Genomic DNA, 25774 nt, shown 5'->3' on the forward strand with positions numbered 1-25774 from the left:
AGAATAATTTTTGATGTGTCCGCGCGGGCGGCCCTCAGGCGCATCGTCTGTATCGCAATAGGAGAGCCTCCATGGAGGACACGTTGGTAGCGGCGCGCCGCTGGTATGCAGAAGACCTGCGATACAAAGTCCCGGTCCTGCGTAACCTGCAGCTGATCGAGGCGTTTACGTCTGTTCCACGCGAGCAATTCGTCGGCGCTGGGCCGTGGCGCATCATCTCGGACCCGTATAGCGACGCATTCATGACTCCCGATGCCGATCCGCGCTGGCTCTACCATGACGTTCTCGTGACGCTCGATGCGAGCCGCAACCTCAACAATGGGATGCCCAGCTTCTGGGCCCGCAACTTCGAGCATCTCGACATCGCGCGCGGCGATCGCGTGCTCCAGGTCGGCGCCGGGACCGGATATTATTCGGCGGTACTGGCTGAGATTGTCGGATCCACCGGTCGCGTGACGGCAGCTGAAACTGACCCAACCCTGGCCTCACAGGCCCGAGCGAATCTCGCCAACTGGCCTCAGGTCGATGTCGTCTCGGGCGATGGCCGGGCGGTGGACGTTGGTGAACTTGACGTCGTTATCGTATTTGCCGGATCCACCCATCCGTCCCGCCTTTGGCTCGATCGCCTGGTTGAAGGCGGCCGGCTTCTGATGCCGCTGACCGACGAGTCCTGGAAGGGCTTTCTTCTTCGCGTGATCCGGCGTCGAAACCAATTCGATGCCTCTTCGATTGGTGCCGTCTCTATCTATCCTTGCATGGGTGGACGCGACGACGCGGCGGGAAAACGTCTGCATGCCGCATTCGACGGCCTGCCGCCCGGCAAAGCTCCAATCCGCGCGCTGCACGTCAGCGATCCCAGCTCTGACGATGCAGAAAAGGTCTGGTTTCAAGGAGCCGGATTTTGGCTGGAACGCGAGCCCGTCGAAGCGAATGCTGTCGTTCCGAATGATCGGAAAGGGTTTTGATCGTATGAGCCTGCTCACGCTGGACGTTCGTCAAGAAAGTCAGTGCAGCAGTGGATTGCGATCCTATCCAACCCTCTGGGACAGGTCGTCCGTTCAGACAAGCCGCCAGTGTCTATTCGTGATCCGTCCTATTCGTGATCCGTCCCCATCGAAACCTCTGGGATGTATCCCAATTGCCGTTCCAAGGCGGCCAAAATTAGGCGGGCGGACTCCAATTGCGCAGTCGCCTCCGCTAGGGCGTTCTGCGCTTCGTCAGACCGCGAAACCGCCGCCGAGCCAATCTCAAACAGGCTATCCTTGAGATGCGGCGCCACTCTGCCTCGCATGGCACGATCCAAATCAACGTGCGTGCTCTTCAGTGCTCGGTGAGCGCAAGCATCCTCTCGTTCCAGGTCTTCCACCCATTTGAGCGCCTCGCGATATTGCCGTATCGCTGCAACGACTCTGCTTTCGAGATCGGTGTTACCGCTCACCCGCTCTTCTCCTCGCGAATCTAAGCAATTTGTGCAGGCGTGAACGAGCAAAAATGAGGCGGCTCATAGAAGGTGGGAGCGGGGCCAAGATAAAGTCATTCGCCTCGAAAACTAGGCGGGCTCGCGCCAGAACCGAGTGCTGTAGTTGTTTAATCCGCGGGTATGCGGATCGACGATCGCCTGAAATGTCTGCGGAATCTTCTCTCCATCACCGCCTTCCCTAAAATAATCCCTAACCGAATAAAGTGCGCCTCTCGTCAGATGTTCCCATATTTGACACAACTCGGTATGCCGATCCTGCTCCTGCCTGGCGGCGCTAGGCTTTTGCTTGGGAGCGGAGATCGTATAGTCGGGTCGTAGATCTACGTCATGGACGAACGTTATGCTGCCAGACGTCCACTCGTCACCGACGGTCCGGCGCCACCGATAGCTCACTCTGACGCTCAGGCGTTTATCGAAGCGGTAAGGCGGCACGATCTGGTCATCGACGTAGAAGAGCTGCCCTTCCTTCTGTTCGGTTTCCATTCGTCGCTTCATGGCCTCGACCGCGAAGGATAAATCACTGCCCGCGCGTCGGAGGGTGTTTTCTGTTTCCGCACGCTTTCGTGGCGCCTTGGCCTGGCGGTGCTTCGTCAACGCCTGCTCAAAATAATGAAGTTTTCTCGCAATGTAGGGTCCACAGCTCGCGAGAGGGAGGTGGTGAGGATCACCCAATCGTTCCTCGCGGATTGCTTGCTCGACAAGCCTGCCCAGCTCGTTGGTATCGATCGCCGCGAGGGCATTTTGTTGATCGCGAGGGATATTGATCTCACCCATGCCGGGCATCCTCATTTGTCCTGTTGAGGCTCGAATGATCGTGACGACCTCCGGGCTGCAGACGTAGACCGGAAATCAGCTACCGGAAGAATCGCAATTCATCGATATATAATATCAGCACAAAACTCATAAATCGTAAGGCTTTCTCTTTTGCCGCGGTGATCGCCGATGATGCTCAGAGGGTGGACGTCCGCTTACCGCTTCCCTTCTATCGAACGTCAGTATCTCCGCGTTGCATCGCTGGCCGCGCATTCTGCTGCGCTGAAACCACGAGGCTGCCGGGTTTCCGCTATACGGCTTCAAGCGCTAAGGCGGTCAGGCAGTCGACGGACTGCCCCGTATTGGTGATCGGCTCCATTCAGTCGGGCTCGCCGGTCACGGCGATCCTTGCCGCGCGCGCATAAAAGGCCAGCTCGGTGTCGTCCTCGATCATATCGTCAAGCAACGTCTTCATGTCGCTTTGATCGGAAGCCGACTGAAACGGCCCTGGCTCACGCTCGATCGTCAGCACCGCGATCGCGAGCGCTTTCTTCACCAAATGCAGGTCGCGTCCTGTGAACTCCGCCATGCCAGCCTCCTCAACCGCACATCGCCTCACAATCCATTCTAGCCGATCAGCCACCGCACCGTAACGGCAATGACGTTCCAGCCGAGAGCCACGCAGCACTGAAAGCCAGACTCCTGTCTGGCGGACACCGCCCCCGCTGCCTTTGCGCTGATCCTTGATCCGGCCGTAGGCCTGACGCCATCAACCCGCAAGGGGTCGGCTTATGCTGAAGCGTGCCGCCGCTTCGTCTTCGCCTGCGCGGTGATTGCGGCCCACGCCCGGACACATCGGGCGCCTGTCGCGCGGGGATGGTCCCCGCCTCAGAACAGGAGCCGGACCGATGTCTCAAGCCCTTGCCTTCGCCAACGCCTGGAACCTCGCCACCACCCTCATGGTCTACGTCGTTATCTTCCGTACCGGCATGGGCGGATACGGCGTCATGCCGGCCGCCGAATACGACGGCGATCCGGCCGCCGTCATTCACGAATTCGATCCCTTCCAATGACGAAGGGGCGCTGCAGATCGTTGGGCGGCGAGCGGAGGTCCTTTCGGATTTCCGCTACCGGCCGCCGCCGTTTGTGGCTATGCTGTCGGCTGCGCCGTGGTGGTGGTGGAAGGCGCGACCGTCAGACCTTTATCTCACGGAGACCACCGCCATGATCATCTTTGGACCACTGCTCGTCGTCGTTGGCATCGGCTGTTTTTGCTGGCTGCTGTTCACGCTCGCTGTCTTCGCACTGCCCCTCTTCGTTGGCCTGACGATCGGCATCTGGGCCTTCCACACCGGCGCCGGAGTGCTCGGGGGCACCGCAGCAGGGCTCGTGGCGGGCGGTGCAACCATTTGCATTGGCCAACTCGCGCTCGCCTACGTGCCATGGACTTGGCTTAGACTCTTGATCATCCACCTCTATGTCGCGCCCGCCACCTTCGCAGGTTACAGCGCGACGCACGGAATCGCCCAGATGGCGATGCCTTCGCCCACCTGGCAAACGATCTTCGCGATTGTTGGCGCGACCGCCGTCACCATCACGGCGTTCATCCGCTTTACGGCTATGGCCGCACCCGGACCAGTCGGACGGGATTTCGCGCAGGGCTAACACCCTAGCGGCGGCTTGGGGCGGGACCAGATCAGGCGCCCAGAGCGCTCGCGGTGCTCATCTTCGATATTCGATAGAGAGCGGCCCGTGCGTCGACACTCGAATCGTCGCGGGGGGCCGAGCTAACAGCGGTTGTTGAGTCGCGATGGTCTAGGCGGTGACGTCTCACAAACACGGCCGGCGACTCGAGTCGATGGGCGTGTTACTCAAGTTCGGTCGCGGAAACTTAGATCCGTCCGTCGCCAGCAGCACGGGAGCCAATCTCCGTCGAATTCGCTTGCCGAACTTTGCGGGACGCGAGGATCGCCACGTTCTCCTTGATGTCAGCTCTGTTCGGATCGAGCGCACCAAACGGCCTCTTCGATGGATGGATCTGGCCGAAGGACGGCTAAAGCCTCGACCGCCTATGGCGCAACAGCGGCGTCGCAACTTTCTTCCCCTGCCGGCTGCGCCGTCATTCCTCGCGAAACAAGAAAGTTCCTCCTTTGCTGTCGAGCCCCTGCGGGGGTGCGCCGTCGATCGCCTCCGGCCTGTCGATCACCATCGAGGCCGCAATGGTGCGGGCTCGGAAACTTCAGATCAAGGAGAACTACCATGGCGACCATCGGCACCTTCAAGAAGACCGGCAACAACGAGTTCAACGGCGAAATCGTCACTCTCTCGCTTCAGGCCAGGAACGTCCGGATCGTTCCCGAAACCAGCCGCTCGGGCGACAACGCCCCCAGCCACCGAATCTATGTCGGCCGTGTGGAGATCGGGGCGGCCTGGTCCAAGCGCTCCAACGAGGGCCGCGATTATCTCGGTCTCAAGCTCGACGATCCGAGCTTCACCGCTCCGATCTTCGCCAACCTCTTCGCCGATGAAGAAGGTGAGGGCCTCAGCCTGATCTGGTCTCGTCCCAACCGTCGGAACGGCGACTGACGCGATCGGCGATGCCCCGCCCGGCTGGACCGGGCGGGGCATCGCCAAGCTCAAGAGTTGGCCATGTATAGCTTCGTGAGCCAGTGCGGAATGGCGGATGGATCCCGATCAGCGGCCGCGGACCTGCCCCGCCTTGATCGGCCATTTTTGATTGGTCTCAGCTATAGTTTCGACGATGTCACCCCAGTCGGGACAAATTGCGACCAACCAATCCAGCACGGTGGGATCCCGCTCGATCTGGCCGAGCGCCTGAGCCCGCCATTGCGAGTTGAAGCTGATGCTCATCAGCCCCAGGCATTCGACGACTGAGCTGTCAGGCGGCAAGTGTTCCAGGATTGCCGTTACTATGCCGCTCCATTGTTGAAGTAGAAGCCATTGCTCAGCGGCGGACCCGGTCTCCAACTTTTCTTGAAGGAGATCAATCAGCAAGAGGAAGCGAATTCGCCAAGGGTGGGGCCTGAGGTCCACGACGTAAGCGTCCACGACTTCGCGGATGTCGGCTGGCAAGTGCTCATACAAGGTCATAGTGGCTACTCCATCCGTCCAACGATGCCGCTAGTCCCTTCGGCCGAGCAAGCGTTTTCGAAACAGAGCAGATTTGCCTGGAGCTGCCTATCCACATAGGCGTGACGTAACGCGGAGTTGGTTCTCAACGCGCTAGTGCCATGGTGCAGCACAAATACACTCTGTCAGCGAGCGCGATGAGGATGAACCGCCGTTCGTTTAATCAGATCGGTTGCGTCGACGCCTAGCGCGGCCGCGATCCGGCCGAGCACTGTCACGCTAGCCGACACATCGGCGCGTTCGATTGCACCGACGTAACGGACACTCAGTCCGGCGTTATCGGCCAACTCTTCCTGCGTCATCTTCTTCAAATGGCGTATCCGACGCAAATTGATCGCCATGACCTCCTTGAGATCCATGGCGACAAGGGAACTCACATCGGCACGATCGTTCCAGGAACGATCGTTCCGATTCGTACGATGGTGTGCTATTCATAACTTCTGGCTTAGGCTTGGTTTGCCGCTTCCGGGAGCAGCGTGATGCAGTCTGTGCATCGCGACGCAAATGGTGCGGCGATTTCACGGCTTGTAAACTTCCGCGACAAATGAATTGTGATCGGTGCTGAGGGGGCAATTGCAATGAACGAAGCGCCATTCCAGGACCGGCCGCCAATAACCGATCGTGTCAACGCCTACGACGAGAAACATCTTTCAATCTACGTCAGGTTGTTGATGGCCGAAGAAGAGGGGGCCGACTGGCGTGAGGTGGTCAGCGTAATCTTCGGCCTCGATGCCGCGCGCGAACCGGATCGTGCCAAAGTCGTCCACGACAGCCATCTTGCCCGTGCGCGATGGATGTCGGAAGCCGGATATCGGCAGCTTTTGCACCCGCGGATGCAGTGATTCGTGCGCAGTCACGCAAATTGCGATCTCCCGTGATGCAACCTCAAGGTCTAGTCTGCCGAGCCGACTTTTCGGATCGTGTTGTGTCCCTCAACAAACAAAAAACAGAGATGACACGCCATGCCCACCCAGTACTGGCGCTCGCCGGAGACCATCGATCGCCTCAATCGCCTTGAGCGCCCCGGCTTCGCCCTTGAGTTTCTTCGCCGCAATGCTGATTACCGCCGCGACTTCGCCCGAACGAAGCGCCAGGTCGCGCGCAACGGCGCTGATCCTGAGACCATCCAAACTAAGTTCGCACGTCGATGGAGGTTGCGGTGTCGCCCATGACCCCGCCTCCCCGGTTGGGCCCGAGCCAGCCATTTGGCTGCCCGAGGCATCACCTACAACATTGATCCTGGAGTCCGCGCCGACGGGCTTCAAGATCGTTGATTCGATCAATCGCGATGCTTTCGGCCACTCGCTTCTCGAGGTGTCCGACGCTGACGGTCGCGAGCTGGTGATTGCGGACGGGTCGGGTGAACTTCATGTCCGTTTGCGTGACGCGCAGGCCGCGCGCAGACCCGCCGTGCTTGTGCCGCTCGACGGCGTGGGCGAACTGCGAGCCGAGGTGGCGCTACACTTCGCGCGCCGCCTTGCTGGCCAGCGCACCAGTCTTCTGCCGGCGGCGCTACGGCTGACGTCGTTTCAGAAACGGCGATTGATCCAGCTTCTTCACGCCTTCGACGTCCACGACCTCGGTGGCGGCCCGCGGGACGTGGCAGCAAAGGTACTTGCTTCCGACCACGCCAAGCGTCGTTCGGTCGAGTGGAAGGATTCGCATGCCCGTCGCAAGGCCAACCGGCTCATTCATGATTCGATCGCCCTGGTCGAGCGCGGCTATCTGAAACTCCTGCGCGGCCTCTGACAGGCGCCTCGATTCCTCCAAGCCATCCGACCTGATGAGTTAACCCGCGCCTCGCTGTTAGCGCCTGGCTTCGCCTCGTTGCGACTGTGGGGGGACACAAACCCACGTAAATTTTCGTCCACCCCCAACGCCAAAGCTCTCCGCCACTCTGGCCGCGACAAGCCGCGACTTGGCCGCGGCGCTTCAAGGCAAGACGGAGATCTCCCATGCTCGACCGGATCGCGCAGCTCACCACGCGCTACGTGCGTACCCCCGAGGCCGCGCGCCTCCTCGGCCTCTCGCCGCGTACGCTGGAGAAGTATCGCTGCCATGGCAACGGTCCGACCTTCCGCAAGCTCGGCGGCCGCGTCGTCTATGCGATCGGCGATCTCGAAGCATGGGCCGATCAGGCTGCCTGCAGCTCGACGTCGGATCCGCGCTACGTCGAGGCGCGCGCCGCCGGCAACGCGAATCGCTGAGGCAAGGCTCGCCCATGTCGTCGCGCCGCCTCATCACGCCCAGCGAGCGAAGCAAGCTCGACCCGTTCGTTGTCGCCACTGGCGACGCCAGCCCGCGCGATCAGCGCGACCTGATGGAACGGCCATTCTTTTCGCTCGCCAAGACCAAGCGGACGGTACCGATCCTCTATGAGGCGGGCGACGTTCGCGTCGAGGTCTATGCGGTTCCGGAGCACGGCATGGCGACCATTTGGGACGCCGATGTGCTCATTTGGGCGGCGAGCCAGATCGTCGAGGCCGAGAATCTCGGTCTGAAGACTTCGCGCTTCCTGCGCTTCACACCCTACCAGCTTTTGATCGCCGTCGGCCGGCAGACGGGGGCACGCGATTACAAGCTTTTGAAGAGAGCGTTGGCCCGCCTGCAGGCGACCGTCATCCGCACCAGCATCCGGCAGGGTGAGCATTGGCGCCGCCACCAGTTCTCCTGGATCAACGAATGGGAGGAATGCGCGCGGCGCGATGGGCGCGTTGAAGGCATGGAGTTCGTCCTCCCTGACTGGTTCTATCGCGGCGTCATCGATCGCTCGCTCGTCCTCACGATTGATCCAGCCTACTTCAGCCTCACCGGCGGGATCGAGCGCTGGCTCTATCGCGTTGCGCGCAAGCATGCTGGCCGCCAGCCGAGAGGATGGCTGTTCGAGTTTGCGCACCTCCACGCCAAGTCGGGCAGCCAGGTGCGTGTCTCGGATTTCGCGTTGCAGATCCGGCGCATCGCCGCGCGTCAGCCGCTTCCCGGCTACAAGTTGCGCATCGAACGCGAGGCGCGCCGCGAGCTGCTGCGTATTCTGCCGGCCAAACTGTCCACTGCCCCTGTGGACAGTGCTGTGGAAGCGCTCGGGACTTCGCACGCAAACCGCATCGGGACTTCGCACGCAGCCCTACCGGGACTTCGCACGCGTGAACCGCAACTAACGCTTTGGCGGCAAACCGTGATTCCGGGCCTTAACTTAGAATCTAACTTAGAATCTAACTGTTGTAGTGAGCCCGCGCGTCTTGCGGATAACGCGGACGCGAGCGCTGAGCCGCTGCCAACCAAGCACCAAAGCCGACAATCCTTGCCGCTTCTCGACCGCAAGACGGGAGGCAAGCGATGATCGTCGCCGTGCTCAACCAGAAGGGCGGTGTCGGCAAGACCACGCTCGCCCTGCACCTTGCCGGTGAATGGGCGCAGCGCGGAAAGCGCGTGACGCTGATCGATGCAGACCCCCAGGGCTCGGCATTGGACTGGTCGCAGCAGCGGGCACGCGAGAACGTTCCACGGTTATTCGGCGTCGTTGGACTTGCGCGCGACACGCTCCATCGCGAAGCGCCGGAGATCGCACGCATCGCCGACCATGTCGTGATTGACGGACCGCCGCGCGTCGCTGGATTGATGCGTTCGGCGCTGCTGGCGGCCGACTTGGTACTGATACCTGTGCAACCATCGCCGTTCGACGGCTGGGCGTCAGCCGAGATGCTCGATCTGCTGCGAGAGGCCCGTATCTATCGACCCCAGCTCGCCGCTCGCTTTGTGCTCAACCGCTGCGGCGCGCGCACGATCATCGCGCGCGAGACGGCTGAGGTTCTTGCCGATCACGATCCGCCGGTGCTCGCCAGCACCATCGGCCAACGCGTCGTCTTTGCTGACGCCGCGCAGTCCGGCCGGCTCGTCTTCGAGTTCGCCGAACAGAACGTCGCCGCCCGCGAGATCGCCGCGCTCGCCGCTGAAGTCGCGAGGTTCGCGCCATGAGCGGGCGTTCCACAAAGCGCGGCTTCGCCTCGCGCCCCGCCGATGCCGAAAGCTGGATCAAGACCAGCGACGCGTCGCCAAGTCGCTTGGATGACGCGGCCGCATTCACCGCGCGTCTGACCATTGACGTCACGCCAGCGCTGCGCGGCCGCATCAAGGTCGCGGCATTCCAGCGCGGCGTCACCGTCGCCGACATGCTGCGCGAATTGCTGGCGCGAGAGTTCCCCACAGACACCGGAGAGCCGTCATGAACGACAATGAGGCCTTGCCGCCGCGTGCCGTGTCGCCCTCGCATAGGCGGAGCGTTGCGCTCACCCATGTCGAGCTGACCTGGATCGAAAAGCGGATCGAGCACTGGCTGCGTTTCGGTCGTCGCACTGAAGAGAAAATTCTCGACCGCCGCCGCAGCGTTTCGAGCTTTGCGCCCGGCAGCATCTTCGGCTTCGTCCGCTGGGCCTCGAACGACTATGGCACCGTGGTGTCGCGCATGGACATCGTGCGCGCCGTCGAGTCCGGCCGGCGCTATCAGACGCTGCCATTCGTGCGGCCCGGCGGTGAGATCCTGCTGCGCGTCGATAGCTGGCCGAAGGTCGAGCGCGTGTTGCAGGCGATCGACGCGATCGAGGCGCTTTCTATCGACCCGGCCGACGCCGCGCCTGAATACTGGCGACATCTCCACAACCGCCTCACCGCCGGTCATGAGCCGCGCGCCTACACGCGCGAGCAGCATCTGGCCTGGCTCAAGCGCCGGAGCGTCACGCCATGACCCGCTTCGGCTACGTCATGGTGACGTACATCGCGATGCTCGCCGCCGGCGGCCTCGCATTCCTTCATCCCGCGCCGCGGCTGGTCTGGAACGCCACCGCGAGCACGCCGACAGGATTTTACGCGCTGCAGCCGGTCGGAGCGCTGCACGCTCTGGAACTGGTCGCGGTACGGCTACCCGAGCCGATCGCGAGCTTGCTGGCCGATCGCGGCTTTCTTCCGAAAAATGTGCCGCTGCTCAAGCACGTGATGGCGCTGCCCGGGCAGACCGTGTGTCGGTCGGGCGAAGCCATCACTGTCGACGCTGTCGATGTCGGTGCGGCACACGACCGCGACCATCTTGGTCGTCTGCTGCCGCGCTGGAGTGGTTGCCACACTCTCCCGCTTGGCGAGGTCTTCCTCATGAACCCGACCGTCCCGGACAGCCTGGACGGCCGCTATTTCGGTTCACTGCCCGTCAGCTCGATCGTCGCGCGCGCGGTCCCGCTTTGGACCAATGAGGGCGGCGACGGCCGTTTCGTCTGGCGCGCCGCCACCCATTGACCCGCTTCCCCACCCAGCAACCAAGGAGCTTTCCCATGGCACAAATCGGCCAGTTCACCCGCGAAAAGTCCGGCTTCACCGGACGCGTTGAAACGCTTTTCTTCGAGCGGATTCTCACCCTCGTCCCGGCCGAATCCTCGGATGCCGAAAACGCGCCGGACTACCGCGTCCGCCTCGGCGATGCCGACGGCCCAGAGATCGGCGCAGGTTGGAAACGCACTGGAGAGAAGGCCGGCGAGTACGTTTCGTTCATCATCGACGACCCGGCGCTGCCGCGGCCGATCCGCGCCAATCTCTTCCAGTCAGGCGACGACAAATCGGTCTGGACACTGAACTGGAATCGTCTGCCCCAGCGCGCCGAGCGGGACTGATTGCATGCAGGGTTCCGTCACGCGTGCCGCCGACAAGGCGCATCGAAGCTCTATCCCTTTGCTCGCGACAAAGCCGTCTCATCCCTCCGGTCCGCGCAACCGTCAGCCGGCCGCCGCACACAGCGGTGGTGGCGGTCCGTGTGCACGGTTGGTGAGCAGCACGATGCCGCGCCGCGATAGCGGAGCCACGGCGGGCTTTGCCGTTCTCCTCCTTACCGGCCTGCTGGTGATTGGCGGGGCAATGCCGGCAGTGTCAGCAGAGACAGTGCCGGCGCGCGGTCAACCGACGAACGATCGCTATGCCACCCCCGTGGCGGAAGCCGCGCAGCGCTTTGGCATTCCGGCAGCATGGATACACGCCGTCATGCGGGTCGAGAGCCATGGCGAGCGGCGCGCCGTGTCACCTAAGGGCGCACTCGGTCTGATGCAACTCATGCCCAAGACCTGGGCGGACATGCGCGCTCGTTATGGTCTTGGGCGGGATCCCTTCGACCCTCGTGACAACATCCTCGCGGGCGCCGCCTTCCTTCGTGAGCTGCACGACCGCTACGGCTCGCCGGACTTCCTTGCGGCCTACAATGCGGGTCCCGGCCGCTACGAGGATTTTCGCGATAGACATCGTCCACTACCTGCCGAGACCGTCGCCTATGTCGCGGCCATCGTCCCTTTTGTCGATGCGGAGGGGGTACCAGGACCTCTTCTCCTCGCGGCCTCTTCTCGTTCATCCTGGACGCGGGCGCCGCTCTTTTTCGACCACGTTGACGGTCCGTCGTCTACCGCGCGAGTGGCAGTCGATCGATCGGCGCACGACAGGTCGGCTGCCGTTCCCGGGCACGATCTCTCTGCGATTGCGCCGCAGTCGGAAGGCCTGTTCGTCGCGCTCGGGGCAACGGGAGGAGCGCAATGATGGCACGGCATCATCAACATCTATACCGAGATCGACGCACGCCTGCAGACTCGCGGGTTGCTGAGATCTGGATATCCGCCACGCGATGGTGTGCTGCCTCCGCGGTCGGCTGGGAATTCGGACTCAGGCGTGTTTCAGCGCAGTCCAGCGAAGGAGAAAGAGCAGGCGAGGGAGACGAGCAGGCAACGACCGAACGATGGCGAGATAAAAGGCCGCAATGTGCGGCTCGGTCGGTCGGTTGTTGTTGCTTTGTTTTTTCACTGATCCGGCAATGTGCAGCTTCGGCGCGCAATGTGCGCCTCACGGTCAACTCATTGCGGGGGTTCTGCCTTTCGCACATTGCCGAGGCTGGCCATGACTGAGGAGAAGGAATTTCAGCCTCGGCCAGGCCGCATCCGCTCTTCGCGGAGCCAGCGGGCCAAGCCCTTCATCGCCCAGGCGCTTGCGGCTGCTCAGCGCGCCGGCGGCGGTATTTCGCGAGCCGGCCAGCTCGCCAACCATCGTCATTCGCGCTTCGGCCGCGGACGGGTCGCCAGCGCGCGGGCAAACCGTCTGCTCACCGGCCGCTCGCGTCTGGTGACGATCAAGACACGTGTTGTCAGGCATAAAGCGAGATCGGCGCCGCTCGCCGCGCATCTCGGCTATCTCCGGCGGGAGGGCGTGACCCGGGACGGGGAGAAGGCCCGGCTGTTCGGCCCGGACACGGAGCATGCCGATCCCAAGGCCTTTGCCGAGCGTTGTCAGGATGACCGCCACCATTTCCGCTTCATTGTCTCGCCGGAAGACGCATCCGATATGGCCGACCTCAAAGGTTTCGCCCGCGAGCTGGTCGGCCGGATGGAAGTGGATCTCGACACCAAGCTCGATTGGGTGGGTGTCGATCACTGGAACACCCAGCACCCCCACGTCCACGTCATCGTGCGCGGTGTCGCCGAAGATGGCCAGGACCTCGTCATCTCCCGCGTCTACATCAAGGAGGGGATGCGCGCCCGTGCCCAGGACCTTGCCACACAGGAACTCGGACTGCGCTCCGATCCGGACATCCGTCGCTCGCTCGAGCGCCAGGTCGAAGCCGAACGCTGGACACAGCTCGACCGCCAGCTTGTTCGCGATGCAGACCGGCATGGGGTCATCGATCTTGCACCCGATCTGGCGCAGCAGCCTGATCAGTTCCATGCCCTGAAGGTCGGCCGGCTGCGGCGCTTGGAGAGCCTCGGACTTGCGCATCAACTCGGGCCAGGCCAATGGGTCATGGACGAGGCCGCCGAGACGACCTTGCGCGAGCTCGACGAGCGCGGCGACATCATCAAGCGCATCCACCGCAGCCTGACCGATCGTGGCATCGAGCGCGGGACCGCGAGCTACGTGCTATCGGGCGAAAGCCTCGACGTGCCCATCATCGGGCGCCTCGTCGATCGCGGTCTCGACGACGAACTCAAAGGGACCGCCTATGCCGTGATCGACGGCGTCGACGGACGCACCCACCACATCAGGCTGCCCGATCTCGACGCTTCCGGCGACAGCGCACCGGGCTCCATTGTGGAGCTACGCAAATTCAACGACGCGAGAGGGCAGCGTCGCGCGGCGCTCGCCGTCCGCTCCGATCTCTCGATCGAAGCGCAGATAACGGCGAGAGGCGCGACGTGGCTCGACCGGCAGGCCGTTGCGCGCGATCCGGTGGCATTGGGCCAGGCGGGCTTCGGCGACGAAGTCCGCGACGCCATGCGACGGCGGGCCGAGCAGCTGATCGAGCAGGGGTTCGCCGAGCGCCAGACGCGTGGACTGATATTCGCGAAGAACCTCGTCGGCACGTTGCGCCATCGGGAGATCGACGCCCTTGGCAAGCAGCTCGCGGCCGAGACTGGCAAGCCGTTCAACCCGTCGGCCGCCGGCGAGTATGTCGCTGGCGCCTATCGGCGGCGCTTCGCGCTCGCCTCCGGCCGCTTCGCCATGATCGACGATGGTCTCGGCTTCCAACTCGTGCCCTGGACGCCCTCACTCGAAAATCAGCTCGGCCGACATGTCTCAGGCGTGGCCCGCACCGACGGCGGCATCGATTGGAGTTTTGGACGCAATCGGGGGCTCGGCCTGTGAGCAATCCCTCCAATCACCGACATCAGGAGAGGACGGCCGCCATGTCCGCGACCAAAATTCTCTGGGGGCAGGTCATCACTGTCTTCGCGGTCGTCCTGCTGACGATCTGGACCGCGACGGAATGGACGGCTTGGCGGCTCGGCTTCCAGCCGCAGCTCGGGCAGCCCTGGTTCGAGCTGCTCCATTTTCCGTTCTACCTTCCGCCGGCGTTTTTCTGGTGGTGGTATGCCTACGATGCCTATGCGCCCTCAATCTTCATCGAGGGTGGCTACATCGCCGCATCCGGCGGCATCATCGCCGCAGCCGTTGCGATCGGCATGTCGGTCTGGCGCGCCCGTGAAGCAAATAATGCTGAGACCTACGGGTCTGCGCGCTGGGCTGAGGCAAAGGAGATCGAGCAGGCCGGATTGCTTGGACCTGACGGCGTCGTGCTCGGCCGGTTCGAGCACGCCTATCTTCGCCATGATGGGCCAGAGCATGTTCTGTGTTTCGCGCCCACGAGATCAGGCAAGGGCGTCGGCCTCGTCATCCCTTCGCTCCTGACTTGGCCGGGCTCGGCGATCGTCCACGACATCAAGGGAGAGAACTGGCAGCTTACGGCCGGCTTTCGGTATCGGCATGGCCGTGTCCTTCTATTTGATCCGACGAACGCGAACTCGTCGGCCTATAACCCCTTGCTGGAAGTCCGGCGCGGGGAGTGGGAGGTGCGCGACGTCCAGAACATCGCCGACATCCTCGTCGACCCCGAGGGCAGCCTCGAGAAGCGAAACCACTGGGAGAAAACCAGCCACGCATTGCTGGTCGGCGCCATCCTCCACGTCCTCTACGCGGAGGAAGACAAGACGCTCGCCGGCGTCGCCGCCTTCCTGTCCGATCCCAAGCGGCCGATCGAATCGACGCTTGCCGCGATGATGCGGACGCCGCATCTCGGCGAGGCCGGTGTCCATCCCGTGGTCGCTTCCGCTGCCCGCGAGCTACTGAACAAGTCCGGCAACGAACGCTCCGGCGTCTTGAGCACCGCAATGTCGTTCCTGGGCCTCTATCGAGACCCCGTGGTGGCGGAGGTGACGCGACGCTGTGACTGGCGGATCACCGATATCGTCGGCGGAGAGCGAGCGACCACGCTGTACCTCGTGGTGCCGCCCTCGGACATCAACCGCACCAAGCCGTTGATCCGTCTGATCCTCAACCAGATCGGCCGTCGCTTGACCGAGGATCTCCAAGCCAAGGCCGGCCGGCGCCGGCTCCTGCTAATGCTCGACGAATTCCCGGCGCTCGGCCGGCTCGACTTTTTCGAGTCCGCGCTGGCCTTCATGGCGGGTTACGGCATCAAGAGCTTTCTGATCGCCCAGTCGCTGAACCAGATCGAGAAAGCCTATGGGCCCAACAACTCCATCCTCGACAATTGTCACGTCCGGGTCAGCTTCGCGACCAACGACGAGCGGACCGCGAAACGGGTGAGCGATGCACTCGGAACCGCAACCGAGATGAAGGCGATGAAGAACTATGCCGGCCGCCGGCTGGCACCTTGGCTCGGTCACCTGATGGTATCCCGGTCCGAGACCGCTCGCCCGCTGCTGACGTCCGGCGAGATGATGCAGCTCCCGCCAACTGACGAGATCGTTATGATGTCTGGTCTCCATCCGATCCGCGCCAGGAAGGCGCGCTATTACGAGGACCGGCGTTTCCAGGAGCGCATCTTGGCGCCGCCGACGCTGACCAAGCCCAACGACGGCCGGCCGGACGATTGGAGTTCACGGCCACTGCCGCCACGCCCGGCGACATTGCCGGCGTCGGCCGATGATCAGACCGACATGGAGGATCCGAAGACCGCTGACCGCCGGCAGCAGCCGGAAGTGGCTTGCGACACTTTGGAAAAGAAGGAAACGCTCGACAACGAGTTCGCATCTGACCTCGTCGACGAGCTCGATGAAGACGCTCCGCGGATTAGGCGCATGAACGACATGATGCAGGGTGTCGCGCGCCAGGCATCCCTCGATCCTGGCGACGATCTCGGATTGTGAGGCAGGCATGACCGCGCCGAAGAAGAAAGCCCAGATGTCGGTCTACCTCGACCCAGATGTCATGAAGGCGTTGTCGGCCTATGCGGCGCGACGCGAGCAGCCGATGTCACTCATCGCCGAAGCCGCGATTGCGTCCTTCCTGTCGCCGGACGCGGACGAGCGGCGGGAGGCCGCTACTGCCAAGCGCCTCGACCAGGTCGATCGCCGCGTCGCGCGGCTCGAACGCGATGTCGGGATCTCAGTCGAGACCTTGGCGCTGTTCGTTCGCTTCTGGTTGACCACGACACCGCCGCTCCCCGAACCGGCCGCAAAGGCGGCGCGGGCGCAAGCAGGACTTCGCTACGACAACTTCGTCGCGGCACTAGGGCGGCGGCTGAATCAAGGGCCGAAGCTCCGACAAGAGATTCCGGAGGATATTCAGGAGAGCGAACCAACGTGAGGGTAGGCGTGTGATTCACAGTTCCATGTGCACGATCTCGATCGGTTCGCCGCCCAGACCGTGAGAGAAATAGCCCCTGCGCAGGTTTCGGAACCCATGTTTTCGGTAGAATGCTTCAGCATTGATCGTCGCCTCGAGTCTTATTGGCCCGCTATGGCCCAATCGCGCTTGTTCGACTCCAATCTCGAGGAGGCGGCGCCCGAGCCCCAGACCAGCGGCTTCCGGCAGTATGAACAACCGAGTGACTTCACCAGGCTCGGCATCGACAAATCCAACCACGACATCGTCGCGCACGCCCACGGTCATTTGTCCCCTGGCGATGAGTTCTTCATAGAAGGTGACCGTACGCTCACCCATCCAATTCTCTATTTGGTATCGAGAATAGGATGCTCCTGCGAGACCGGAGATTGACGCTTTCGTTATGTTGAAGACCACTTCCGCGTCCTCGAGCCGAGCGGCCCTGAAGGAAAAGTTGCCATTGTCAGTCATTAAAATGTGACTCCAGACCTCAATTTCCGGCATCGACTTTAGCAAAATGGCGGCCGCAACAATAAGTACTATGGATGTGCTTCTCACCTTGAGAGCGCGAAACCGCGGCGTAGCGTCGCCGAATTAATGCAATTTCGCGCAGATAAAGCAGGAATACTATGCTGAATTCGACTCGCATTCCAACGCAGAGCGACTGCTGCAACGAGCGCGGCCGGCTCTGCGGCTCTGCCGCAGATCGCACTGCATCAGCGGCATGTGCTTTCGTTTCAAGCCGCCGTTTGTTATGAGATTATTGTAATTAAGAAGGAGCTGCACCATGGAGCCTCAGTGGCTTAGGTATGGCAAGAGGTTGCAAGCTATCGCGTCAACCGGGCTGCATTTCGCGCGAGATCAGTTCGACCGAGAACGATACGAGGAGATTGCTTCTATCGCCGATGAAATGCTCGCCACATTGGGAAATGTTCCCATTGAAAGAATAGAGGGGCTGATCTCTGATTTCGCGCGGGGCTATGCGACGCCGAAAGTTGATGTGCGCGGAGCCATTGTAGAAGAGAACAAAGTTCTTCTCGTCCGCGAGAAGAGCGATGGTCTTTGGGCCTTGCCCGGTGGCTTTGCAGACGTTGGCCTCTCTGCCGTCCAAAACATCCAAAAGGAGTTGTACGAAGAGGCTGGATTGAAAGTGTCTGTTCGTCGCCTCTACGGAGTTCGACACAAGGCCAGCGGTTCATATTCGCCTGATGTCCGGGATTTTTACAAAGTTTTCTTCCTTTGCGAGAGGCTCTCAGGCGGTGAGGTGCGGCCAAGATTGGAGACCAGCGAGGCGATCTTTTTTCCAAAAGATCAGCTACCTCCGCTCTCGCGAGGCAGAACTATCGAGAGTGACGTTGAAGCAGCGTTCGCATTCGCAGCTGACGCGGACAGACCTGCCTTCTTCGATTGAAAGCACGATCCGCTCTGTTGGTGCGCTGATCTTTTGGCGGTCCACAAGTAACCTTGCCGAATAAAGGGCCATTTCTCCGCGTGCAGGGCGCCACTCGTAAGGCGGGTTGAGGGCCGATTTGTTGTCGCTCATGTCATTTCACAGATCCGTTCCACTTACTATTATCCATCATCGCAATCCGCCACTAGCCGTAATCACCTCACCTGTGATCCATGCGGCGTCATCGGAGGCGAGAAAAGCAACAACCTTCGCGATGTCATCAGGAGCGCCAACTCGCCGGAGAGCCGTGCGGCTTACGGTTGCTGCCGCCAACTCGGCGGTAAGAACGCGGTTGGTCATGTCTGTCGCGGTTGTTCCCGGAGCAACCGCGTTCACCCGCACACCGCGTGGTCCTAGTTCTCGCGCCAGTGCAATGGTAATGGCCTCCACCGCCGCTTTGGTGCTGCTGTAGACCGAGTAGCCCGGGCCCGGCATACGTGCATTTATCGAGCTGATGTTGATAATTGCGCCTCCTTGTTCCCCGAATACGCGCGCTGCAGTCTGTGCGCTGAACAGAACGGACTTCACATTACTCGCAAACTGTCGATCGAACTGAGCCTCGTCAATGTCTTCAAGACTTGCAGGCTCAACCGTGCCCGCATTGCAGACCAGTACATTCAGTCGCCCACCGATGGCCGCCAAGCGCGCGGAAGCATCGTTCACCAGCGCCTGCACTTGCTGCATATCAGCGATGTCAGCTTGTAAAGCCTCTGCCCAACCTCCTTGGGCCACAATGTCGGCGACGAGTTGCTCTGCTTTGAGCCTGGAACTGCGAAAGTTCACGATTACTTGTGCGCCCTCATGCGCCAGTTGGCGAGCAATGGCGGCACCGATCCCGCGCGAACTGCCCGTTACCAAAGCGCCTTTGCCTTTCAGTCGTCCCATCGCATGTACCTTTCAATCGTCCCGTCGCATAGCGGTCCACGAGTGCGCGACGTTATCGCATGATCCATCTCCGAGCCTGGCTCGCTAGGATCTCAAACATCATGACTGCAATGGGTCAACAGCGTCGCCTTCACAATTCGGCGCTCTCTTCCTTTCTGCCCCGAACAGCAGAAGTTTGAGCCGAATTCCCGACTAGCGCGGGACTGCGCAGCCACAGCCCAATTGGTGCAAGCTGTTGCAGTGATCTGTGCAGCGTTCGATCAGCACGCTTACGATACAGCAAGTATTTTTTCTCTGCTCTACGCGGGCTCTCTACGACGGCTGAATACTTGTTGAACTGCGCCAGTTCCTGCCTTTTCTATCCATCCCCGTTGCTGATCGCTTGCCGCGATTGGCGCTCGACGGGGGACGATCGTGGCGGGCACTTCACTTCATTCGGAAGCGTTCTCGCGTGGCGCGCGCATGCTTCGCACCGCGCTCGGCCCCTCGATAGCCACCTTCCTTGAGGATCCCTCGATTGTCGAGGTGATGCTCAACCCCGACGGTCGGCTCTGGATCGACCGGCTGTCCGGCGGCCTGGAGGATAGCGGACGAACGATGTCCGCCGCCGATGGCGAACGGATCGTCCGCCTGGTCGCGCATCATGTCGGCGCTGAGGTGCACGCCGAGAAGCCGCGCGTCTCAGCCGAGCTTCCCGAGACGGGGGAGCGGTTCGAGGGGCTCCTTCCGCCGGTCGTTGCGGCGCCGGCCTTTGCGATCCGCAAGCCCGCTGTCGCTGTCTTCACTCTGGATGATTATGCGGCGGCCGGCATCATGACGACCGGGCAGGCGGGCCTGCTCCGCGAAGCAGTCGCCGCCCGCCAGAACATTCTGGTTGCCGGCGGCACCTCGACCGGCAAGACCACCCTGACAAACGCACTGCTGGCCGAGATCGCCGGCACCACCGATCGCGTGGTCCTGATCGAGGACACGCGCGAGCTGCAATGCCGCGCTCCGAATCTAGTCGCCCTGCGCACCAAGGACGGCGTCGCGTCCCTGTCTGACTTGGTTCGGTCTTCCCTTCGCTTACGCCCCGACCGGATTCCGGTCGGCGAGGTGCGGGGCAGCGAAGCCTTGGAGCTCCTCAAAGCCTGGGGCACGGGCCACCCCGGTGGGATCGGCACGATTCACGCAGGCTCCGCGCTGGGCGCGCTTCGTCGTCTAGAACAGCTCATCCAGGAGGCCGTCCTCACCGTTCCCAAGGCGCTGATTGCCGAGACCATCGATCTCGTCGCGGTGCTGCGCGGCCGCGGCAGCGAACGCCGCCTTGCCGAACTCGCTCTCATTGCCGGCCTCGATCCCGCCACCGGCGATTACCGCGTCCAGTCCGCCGAGGCGGGCGGCCAATCCTCGCTTACCGGAGACCGATCATGACCCAATTGCCTGCCGCGATCCGTCGCGTTCGCCGCCGCTTCACGGAGCTTGCGGCGATTGCCGTCATCTCCATCGTTGTCGCGCCCGCGGCCCACGCCTCCGGCTCCTCGATGCCGTGGGAGACGCCGCTCAATCAGATCCTGGAGTCGGTGCAAGGTCCGGTCGCAAAGATCATGTCGGTCATCATCATCACCGTGACCGGCCTGACGCTCGCCTTCGGCGACACGTCCGGCGGCTTCCGCCGGCTGATCCAGATCGTCTTCGGTCTGTCGATCGCCTTCGCCGCGTCGAGCTTTTTCCTGACCTTCTTCAGCTTCTCCGGCGGAGCCTTGGTGTGATGGCCGCGATCGTCGATCCTGAGGTGCCGGGCTTCTTTGCGTCGGTCCATCGCGCGCTCACCGATCCAATCCTGATGGGCGGTGCGCCCCGCACGGTTGCGATCGCCAACGGCACGTTGGCGGCGGCAATAGCGCTCGGCCTCCACCTCTGGATTCCCGGAGCGCTGCTTTGGGCCGTGGGCCACGCGGCCGCCGTCTGGGCGGCCAAGCGCGACCCGCAGTTCGTGGACGTCGTGCGACGTCACCTCCGTTATCCATCCTATCTCGGCGAGTGAGCCTTCCATGCTGAACCTCGCCGAATATCGCAACCGGCCCCACAGTCTCGCCGACTTCCTGCCCTGGGCGGCTTTGGTCGAGAAGGGCGTCGTCCTCAACAAGGACGGCGCGTTCCAGCGCACGGCGCGCTTCCGTGGTCCGGACCTCGACAGCGCGACGCCTGCCGAACTGGTCGGCGTGACGGCCCGCCTCAACAATGCGCTCCGGCGTCTCGGCTCAGGCTGGGCGATCTTCGTCGAGGCCCAGCGCAGCTCCGCTCAGACGTATCCGCACAACACCTTTCCCGACGCCGCATCAGCGCTGGTCGATCTGGAACGACGGGACGCTTTCGAGGAGGCCGGCGCCCATTTTGAGAGCCGTTATTTTATGACTCTCGTCTGGCTCCCGCCGGCCGAGGATGCCTCGCGCATCGAGGGGTGGCTCTATGAGGGCCGAGCGCAGAGCGGTGTCGATCCTCACGAGCTGCTGCGTGGCTTCGTCGACCGGACCAACCGCGTCCTGCAATTGGTCGAAGGGTTCATGCCCGAAGTGGCATGGCTCGATGACGGCGAGACGCTAACTTACCTGCATTCGACCATCTCGACCCGGCAACAGCGCGTACGCGTTCCCGAGACGCCCATGCATCTCGACGCGTTACTTGCGGACGAGCCGCTTGCCGGCGGCCTCGAGCCGCGTCTCGGCAGCCACCACCTCCGCACGCTCACCGTGGTCGGCTTTCCGACCGTGACCCATCCCGGAATCCTCGACGAGCTGAACCGGCTCGCCTTCCCCTACCGCTGGTCGACCCGCGCGATCCTCCTCGACAAGACCGAGGCGGTGCAGCTGCTGACCAAGATCCGCCGACAGTGGTTCGCCAAGCGGAAGTCGATTGCCGCGATCGTCAAGGAGGTGATGACCAACGAGGCCTCGACACTCGTCGATAGCGATGCGGCGAACAAGGCCGCCGATGCCGATCTCGCCTTGCAGGAACTGGGCACCGACGACGTCGGCCAGGCCTACGTCACCGCGACCGTTACCGTCTGGGACGAGGATTCTGGTCTCGCCGCCGAGAAGCTGCGCCTCGTCGAGAAGGTGATCCAGGGGCGCGACTTCACCTGCATGCCGGAAGGGGTGAACGCGCTCGAAGCCTGGCTCGGCTCACTGCCGGGGCACGCCTACGCCAACGTCCGCCAGCCGCCGCTCTCGACATTGAATCTGGCTCACTTGATCCCGCTGTCGGCGGTCTGGGCCGGGCCAGATCGGGATGAGCATTTCCGCAGCTCGCCACTTTTCTTCGGCAAGACCGAAGGCTCGACGCCGTTCCGCTTCTCGCTGCATGTCGGCGATGTCGGCCACACCCTGATCGTCGGCCCGACCGGCGCCGGCAAGTCCGTGCTGCTAGCGCTGATGGCGATCCAGTTCCGCCGTTACCGGAAGAGCCAGATTTTTGCTTTCGATTTCGGCGGTTCGATCCGCACGGCGGCGCTTGCCATGGGCGGCGACTGGCACGACCTCGGTGGAAGTCTATCGAACAGCGCGGAGGACTCCGTCGCACTCCAGCCGCTCGCGCGTATCGGCGATGCGGCGGAGCGCGCCTGGGCCGCCGAATGGGTAACCGCGATCCTCGCCAAGGAGGGCGTCATCATCGATCCGACCGTGAAGGAGCACGTCTGGTCGGCATTGACCTCGCTGGCGTCATCGCCGGTCGAGGAGCGCACGATCACCGGCCTGACGGTTCTGTTGCAATCGACCGCGCTTAAGCAGGCGCTGCAACCTTATTGCGTCGGCGGCTCCTCCGGCCGCCTGCTCGACGCGGAGGCCGAGCAGCTCGGATTTGCGTCGGTGCAGGCGTTCGAGACCGAAGGCTTGATTGGCGCTGGAGCTGCGCCCGCCGTCCTCACCTACCTCTTTCATCGCATCGAGGGACGGCTCGACGGCCGGCCGACCCTTCTCATCATCGACGAGGGTTGGCTCGTGCTCGACGATCCGGCCTTCGCCCAGCAGCTTCGCGAATGGCTGAAGACGTTGAGGAAGAAGAACGCCTCTGTCGTCTTTGCAACCCAATCGCTCTCCGACATCGACGGCAGCAACATCGCACCCGCAATCGTCGAGAGCTGCCCAACGCGGATCTTTCTGCCGAACGAACGTGCGATCGAACCGCAGATCACCGACATTTATCGTCGGTTCGGCCTAAACGATCGCCAGATCGAGATCATCGCGCGAGCGACGCCGAAGCGGGACTATTACTGCCAGTCCCGCCGCGGCAATCGGCTGTTCGAGCTGGGCCTCGGGCCAGTCGCGCTCGCATTCTGCGCCGCGGCCTCGAAGGCCGACCATGCCGCCATCGAGCGGTTGCTCGCCGAGCACGGACACGACGACTTCACGGCCGCCTGGCTCGCGGATCATGAGCTGCTCTGGGCCGCCGATCTCATCCCTGACCTGACAAACCTGGAGGTGCAATCATGACCGCTCTTAAGACGCGGCGCGTAATCTTGGTCACCGCGACCGCTCTCTTGCTTGCCGTACAAATCACGCCGCTTTTGACGGCGCCGGCCTTTGCGCAGTGGATCGTCTACGACCCCACCAACTTCAGCCAGAACGTGCTGACCGCGGCGCGTGAGTTGCAGCAGATCAACAATCAGATCCAGATGCTGACCAATCAGGCTCAGAGCCTGGTGAACCAGGGAAAAAACCTCGCCAATCTGCCGTTGTCGACGCTGACCCAGCTTCAGTCACAGGTCGCACGGACTCAGTCACTGCTGAGCCAGGCCCAGAACATCGCCTTCAACGTCGAGCGCATCCAGACGACATATTCCAGCACCTACGGCACGGCGGCGGCCACGGGCTCCAATGCGACAATGTTTGCCGCGGCCCAAAGTCGTTGGCAGAACTCGGTAGGCGCGTTCGAAGACTCGCTCAAGATGCAGGCCGGAGTCGTCGGCAATATCTCGACCAACTCCAGCACAATGAGCTCGCTGGTCACCGCCAGCCAGTCGGCGAGTGGCGCCCTGCAGGCCGCTCAGGCCGGCAATCAGCTCTTGGCCCTGCATTCCCAGCAGCTATCCGATCTAGTCGCGGTGCTCGCCGCAAAGGGACGGGCGGACGCGCTGGAGCAGGCGCGCGTGACCGCGACCGAATCGCAGGGCCAGCAACAATACAAGATCTTCTCGACACGCAGCGGCTATCAGCCCGGCAATGTCACCATGTTCAGCGGCAACTAAGGCACACCGATCATGGAGCGCTCGGATATCCTTCGCGTAGGCGCGATGATCATTGTGTTCGCGATTTTTCTTGCCACGCTGCACGTCATTCATCGGCGTCCGGCGGAGCGGCCTGTATCCGATGCACCCTCTGTCTCCGCTCCCGATAATCTCTCGGCCGAGCTGCGCCGCTGCCGCGCGCTTGGCCCCCAGGATGCCGAAGATCCGCACTGCCAGGCGGTCTGGGAGGAGAACCGCGCGCGCTTCTTCGGCGGGCCGGCGCGGCCACTTCTGCCGCAGGCCGCGCCGGCCACACAGCCGACGACGAGTGCTCCACAGGGAGAGAAGCCGTGAACAACGTCGGCGTCATCGACACCTTTCTCAATACCTTCACGACCTACATCGATTCAGGTTTCGGCCTGATCAAAGGCGAGGTCACGTATGTGTCGTCGACGTTGATCGTCATCGACATCACGCTCGCCGGCCTGTTCTGGGCCTGGGGCGCAGACGAAGACATTCTCCAACGACTGGTGAAGAAGACCCTCTACATCGGCTTCTTTGCCTTCATCATCACCAACTTCACCAAGCTCTCAGGCATCATCTTCAATAGCTTCGCTAGCCTCGGACTGAAGGCCGGCGGCTCATCAATCTCGACCGCGGACTTCCTGCGGCCCGGCCGACTTGCGCAGGTCGGACTCGATGCCGGGCAACCGTTGCTCGACTCCGCAAGCCAAATGATGGGCTTCACCAGCTTCTTTGCGAACTTCGTCCAGATTGCCGTGCTGATGGTGTCCTGGCTACTCGTGCTGATCGCCTTCTTCATTCTGGCGGTGCAACTGTTCGTAACGCTGCTCGAGTTCAAGCTGACGACGCTTGCCGGTTTCATCCTTATTCCCTTCGCGCTTTTCAACAAGACCGCCTTCCTCGCGGAAAAGGTGCTGGGCAACGTCGTTGCCTCCGGCGTGAAGGTGATGGTGCTTGCTGTCATCGTCGGCATCGGCACCGGGCTCTTCTCCCAATTCACAACTGCCTATGCCGGCGGGGAGCCGACCATCGAGCAAGCGCTCTCTGTCGTGCTGGCGGCACTCGCCATGCTCGGCCTCGGCATCTTCGGTCCGGGCATCGCCACCGGGCTTGTGTCGGGCGCGCCGCAGCTTGGCGTCGGCGCTGCCGTCGGCACGGGCCTCGCCGTCGCCGGCACGGCTATGGCGGGTGGAGCTGCGCTTGGGCTCGCCGGAAGGGGGGCGATGGCGGCTAGTTCCGGTGCTGCGGCCGCCGCGCGTGGTGGTGCGGCGATGGCGGGCGGTGTGTCCTCCGCCTACAGCCTCGCATCGGCCGGTCGGTCCGGCGTTGGCAGCGTCGCGTCCGGTCTCGGTGGCGCAGGGCGCGCGGCGGCAAGTCACGCGGCAGCCCCCGTCAGACGCGCCGCTTTCCAAGCGGCAGGGGCAATGAGGGAGAGCTTCACCTCCGGTGCCCGTGCCGGCGTCGCCAACACCGGTGGCTCCTCGACGATGGGGACCATCGGGAGTGGCGAGGCTGCACCCGATGGAGCCGAATCTCAAGCAGCGAGCGAAAGCGGTCCGCCCGCCTGGGCCCAGCGCGTCAAGCGCAATCAGACCGTCATTCACGGCGCTCAGACAGCCGCGCAAGCCCTCAAATCCGGCGACAGCCATGGTGGCGGCCACTCCGTCGACCTCTCGGGAGGAGAATAAGA

General features: G+C 62.7%; 33 protein-coding genes. 26 read left to right on the forward strand and 7 right to left on the reverse strand.

What is annotated here, in order from left to right; all coding sequences use genetic code 11:
- The first annotated feature begins 71 nt into the window (after positions 1-71).
- Entirely contained in the window at positions 72-965 is an 894-nt protein-coding gene (locus ABIB06_RS34550; protein ID WP_354070047.1) for a protein-L-isoaspartate O-methyltransferase family protein, read from the forward strand.
- 128 nt (positions 966-1093) lie between these two features.
- Here ABIB06_RS34550 and ABIB06_RS34555 read toward each other — a convergent pair whose 3' ends face one another.
- The 3 genes from ABIB06_RS34555 to ABIB06_RS34565 all read right to left on the reverse strand — a co-directional run bounded on the left by ABIB06_RS34555 (position 1094) and on the right by ABIB06_RS34565 (position 2822).
- Positions 1094-1438 (reverse strand): efflux RND transporter periplasmic adaptor subunit, encoded by a 345-nt coding sequence (locus ABIB06_RS34555; RefSeq protein WP_354070045.1) that lies wholly within the window; start codon positions 1436-1438, stop codon positions 1094-1096.
- Between the two features lie 111 nt (positions 1439-1549).
- Positions 1550-2254, reverse strand: a complete 705-nt coding sequence (locus tag ABIB06_RS34560) for a hypothetical protein (RefSeq protein ID WP_354070043.1) — start codon at positions 2252-2254, stop codon at positions 1550-1552.
- Between the two features lie 358 nt (positions 2255-2612).
- Complete coding sequence (locus ABIB06_RS34565) at positions 2613-2822, reverse strand: hypothetical protein (RefSeq protein ID WP_247377186.1); 210 nt, start codon at positions 2820-2822, stop codon at positions 2613-2615.
- Between the two features lie 319 nt (positions 2823-3141).
- On the opposite strand from ABIB06_RS34565, the gene ABIB06_RS34570 reads away from it, so the two are divergent.
- The 3 genes from ABIB06_RS34570 to ABIB06_RS34580 all read left to right on the forward strand — a co-directional run bounded on the left by ABIB06_RS34570 (position 3142) and on the right by ABIB06_RS34580 (position 4819).
- A complete protein-coding gene (locus tag ABIB06_RS34570) occupies positions 3142-3306 on the forward strand; it encodes a hypothetical protein (RefSeq protein ID WP_354070041.1) in 165 nt (54 codons plus the stop codon).
- A gap of 151 nt (positions 3307-3457) precedes the next feature.
- Positions 3458-3898, forward strand: a complete 441-nt coding sequence (locus ABIB06_RS34575) for a hypothetical protein (RefSeq protein WP_354070039.1) — start codon at positions 3458-3460, stop codon at positions 3896-3898.
- 594 nt (positions 3899-4492) lie between these two features.
- The gene (locus ABIB06_RS34580; RefSeq protein ID WP_182869651.1) at positions 4493-4819 is read left to right on the forward strand and encodes a DUF736 domain-containing protein; all 327 of its coding nucleotides are present in this window, start codon (positions 4493-4495) and stop codon (positions 4817-4819) included.
- A 108-nt stretch (positions 4820-4927) separates the two neighbouring features.
- Here the strand turns inward: ABIB06_RS34580 and ABIB06_RS34585 are convergent, their stop codons facing one another.
- Both ABIB06_RS34585 and ABIB06_RS34590 read right to left on the reverse strand, forming a co-directional pair.
- Entirely contained in the window at positions 4928-5344 is a 417-nt protein-coding gene (locus ABIB06_RS34585; protein ID WP_354070036.1) for a hypothetical protein, read from the reverse strand.
- A 164-nt stretch (positions 5345-5508) separates the two neighbouring features.
- Entirely contained in the window at positions 5509-5742 is a 234-nt protein-coding gene (locus tag ABIB06_RS34590; RefSeq protein ID WP_247377194.1) for a helix-turn-helix domain-containing protein, read from the reverse strand.
- Positions 5743-5961: 219 nt separating this feature from the next.
- Here ABIB06_RS34590 and ABIB06_RS34595 point away from each other — a divergent pair, with 219 nt between their 5' ends.
- The 14 genes from ABIB06_RS34595 (at position 5962) to ABIB06_RS34660 (ending at position 16501) form a co-directional block, all read left to right on the forward strand.
- Positions 5962-6225: a DNA -binding domain-containing protein gene (locus ABIB06_RS34595; RefSeq protein WP_247542415.1), complete on the forward strand. Its 264-nt coding sequence runs from the start codon at positions 5962-5964 to the stop codon at positions 6223-6225.
- A gap of 120 nt (positions 6226-6345) precedes the next feature.
- Positions 6346-6555: a transcriptional regulator domain-containing protein gene (locus tag ABIB06_RS34600; RefSeq protein ID WP_247377199.1), complete on the forward strand. Its 210-nt coding sequence runs from the start codon at positions 6346-6348 to the stop codon at positions 6553-6555.
- 61 nt (positions 6556-6616) lie between these two features.
- Entirely contained in the window at positions 6617-7132 is a 516-nt protein-coding gene (locus tag ABIB06_RS34605; RefSeq protein ID WP_354070033.1) for a DUF2285 domain-containing protein, read from the forward strand.
- A 206-nt stretch (positions 7133-7338) separates the two neighbouring features.
- Entirely contained in the window at positions 7339-7590 is a 252-nt protein-coding gene (locus tag ABIB06_RS34610; RefSeq protein WP_354070031.1) for a helix-turn-helix transcriptional regulator, read from the forward strand.
- A gap of 14 nt (positions 7591-7604) precedes the next feature.
- The gene (locus ABIB06_RS34615; RefSeq protein WP_354070029.1) at positions 7605-8723 is read left to right on the forward strand and encodes a replication initiator protein A; all 1119 of its coding nucleotides are present in this window, start codon (positions 7605-7607) and stop codon (positions 8721-8723) included.
- Positions 8720-9358, forward strand: a complete 639-nt coding sequence (parA, locus tag ABIB06_RS34620) for a ParA family partition ATPase (protein WP_354070027.1) — start codon at positions 8720-8722, stop codon at positions 9356-9358. Before ABIB06_RS34615 ends, parA begins: the two co-directional genes overlap by 4 nt.
- The gene (locus ABIB06_RS34625; protein WP_354070025.1) at positions 9355-9609 is read left to right on the forward strand and encodes a ribbon-helix-helix protein; all 255 of its coding nucleotides are present in this window, start codon (positions 9355-9357) and stop codon (positions 9607-9609) included. Before parA ends, ABIB06_RS34625 begins: the two co-directional genes overlap by 4 nt.
- The gene (locus tag ABIB06_RS34630) at positions 9606-10124 is read left to right on the forward strand and encodes a DUF2840 domain-containing protein (protein ID WP_354070023.1); all 519 of its coding nucleotides are present in this window, start codon (positions 9606-9608) and stop codon (positions 10122-10124) included. The genes ABIB06_RS34625 and ABIB06_RS34630 overlap by 4 nt, the downstream gene beginning before the upstream one ends.
- Positions 10121-10666 (forward strand): S26 family signal peptidase, encoded by a 546-nt coding sequence (locus tag ABIB06_RS34635; protein ID WP_354070021.1) that lies wholly within the window; start codon positions 10121-10123, stop codon positions 10664-10666. Before ABIB06_RS34630 ends, ABIB06_RS34635 begins: the two co-directional genes overlap by 4 nt.
- Positions 10667-10701: 35 nt before the next feature.
- A complete protein-coding gene (locus tag ABIB06_RS34640; protein ID WP_354070019.1) occupies positions 10702-11037 on the forward strand; it encodes a DUF736 domain-containing protein in 336 nt (111 codons plus the stop codon).
- Positions 11038-11200: 163 nt separating this feature from the next.
- Positions 11201-11944 (forward strand): lytic transglycosylase domain-containing protein, encoded by a 744-nt coding sequence (locus tag ABIB06_RS34645; protein ID WP_502916584.1) that lies wholly within the window; start codon positions 11201-11203, stop codon positions 11942-11944.
- Positions 11945-12298: 354 nt separating this feature from the next.
- Entirely contained in the window at positions 12299-14038 is a 1740-nt protein-coding gene (locus ABIB06_RS34650; RefSeq protein WP_354070015.1) for a relaxase/mobilization nuclease domain-containing protein, read from the forward strand.
- A 41-nt stretch (positions 14039-14079) separates the two neighbouring features.
- Entirely contained in the window at positions 14080-16062 is a 1983-nt protein-coding gene (locus tag ABIB06_RS34655) for a conjugal transfer protein TraG (RefSeq protein ID WP_354070013.1), read from the forward strand.
- Positions 16063-16069: 7 nt separating this feature from the next.
- Positions 16070-16501, forward strand: a complete 432-nt coding sequence (locus ABIB06_RS34660) for a CopG family transcriptional regulator (protein WP_354070011.1) — start codon at positions 16070-16072, stop codon at positions 16499-16501.
- Between the two features lie 15 nt (positions 16502-16516).
- Here ABIB06_RS34660 and ABIB06_RS34665 read toward each other — a convergent pair whose 3' ends face one another.
- A complete protein-coding gene (locus ABIB06_RS34665; RefSeq protein WP_354070009.1) occupies positions 16517-16990 on the reverse strand; it encodes a GNAT family N-acetyltransferase in 474 nt (157 codons plus the stop codon).
- Positions 16991-17306: 316 nt separating this feature from the next.
- On the opposite strand from ABIB06_RS34665, the gene ABIB06_RS34670 reads away from it, so the two are divergent.
- On the forward strand, positions 17307-17930 hold the full coding sequence (locus ABIB06_RS34670) for an NUDIX hydrolase (RefSeq protein ID WP_354070007.1): 624 nt from the start codon (positions 17307-17309) through the stop codon (positions 17928-17930).
- A 168-nt stretch (positions 17931-18098) separates the two neighbouring features.
- Here ABIB06_RS34670 and ABIB06_RS34675 read toward each other — a convergent pair whose 3' ends face one another.
- Complete coding sequence (locus ABIB06_RS34675) at positions 18099-18854, reverse strand: SDR family NAD(P)-dependent oxidoreductase (RefSeq protein WP_354070005.1); 756 nt, start codon at positions 18852-18854, stop codon at positions 18099-18101.
- A gap of 414 nt (positions 18855-19268) precedes the next feature.
- Between ABIB06_RS34675 and trbB the strand changes: the two genes are divergently transcribed.
- The 7 genes from trbB to trbL are packed head-to-tail and all read left to right on the forward strand — an operon-like array spanning position 19269 to position 25772.
- The gene (gene trbB, locus ABIB06_RS34680) at positions 19269-20267 is read left to right on the forward strand and encodes a P-type conjugative transfer ATPase TrbB (protein ID WP_354070003.1); all 999 of its coding nucleotides are present in this window, start codon (positions 19269-19271) and stop codon (positions 20265-20267) included.
- Positions 20264-20605: a TrbC/VirB2 family type IV secretion system protein gene (locus tag ABIB06_RS34685; protein WP_018457220.1), complete on the forward strand. Its 342-nt coding sequence runs from the start codon at positions 20264-20266 to the stop codon at positions 20603-20605. The genes trbB and ABIB06_RS34685 overlap by 4 nt, the downstream gene beginning before the upstream one ends.
- Complete coding sequence (locus ABIB06_RS34690; RefSeq protein WP_354070001.1) at positions 20605-20880, forward strand: VirB3 family type IV secretion system protein; 276 nt, start codon at positions 20605-20607, stop codon at positions 20878-20880. The genes ABIB06_RS34685 and ABIB06_RS34690 overlap by 1 nt, the downstream gene beginning before the upstream one ends.
- A gap of 7 nt (positions 20881-20887) precedes the next feature.
- A complete protein-coding gene (gene trbE / locus ABIB06_RS34695) occupies positions 20888-23326 on the forward strand; it encodes a conjugal transfer protein TrbE (protein WP_354069999.1) in 2439 nt (812 codons plus the stop codon).
- Positions 23323-24081 (forward strand): P-type conjugative transfer protein TrbJ, encoded by a 759-nt coding sequence (gene trbJ / locus ABIB06_RS34700; RefSeq protein ID WP_354069997.1) that lies wholly within the window; start codon positions 23323-23325, stop codon positions 24079-24081. The genes trbE and trbJ overlap by 4 nt, the downstream gene beginning before the upstream one ends.
- A gap of 12 nt (positions 24082-24093) precedes the next feature.
- On the forward strand, positions 24094-24414 hold the full coding sequence (gene trbK-alt / locus ABIB06_RS34705) for a putative entry exclusion protein TrbK-alt (protein WP_247377230.1): 321 nt from the start codon (positions 24094-24096) through the stop codon (positions 24412-24414).
- On the forward strand, positions 24411-25772 hold the full coding sequence (gene trbL, locus ABIB06_RS34710; RefSeq protein WP_354069994.1) for a P-type conjugative transfer protein TrbL: 1362 nt from the start codon (positions 24411-24413) through the stop codon (positions 25770-25772). The genes trbK-alt and trbL overlap by 4 nt, the downstream gene beginning before the upstream one ends.
- The last annotated feature ends 2 nt before the right edge of the window (positions 25773-25774 follow it).

This window comes from Bradyrhizobium sp. LB8.2, from assembly GCF_040548035.1.
Classification (GTDB): domain Bacteria; phylum Pseudomonadota; class Alphaproteobacteria; order Rhizobiales; family Xanthobacteraceae; genus Bradyrhizobium.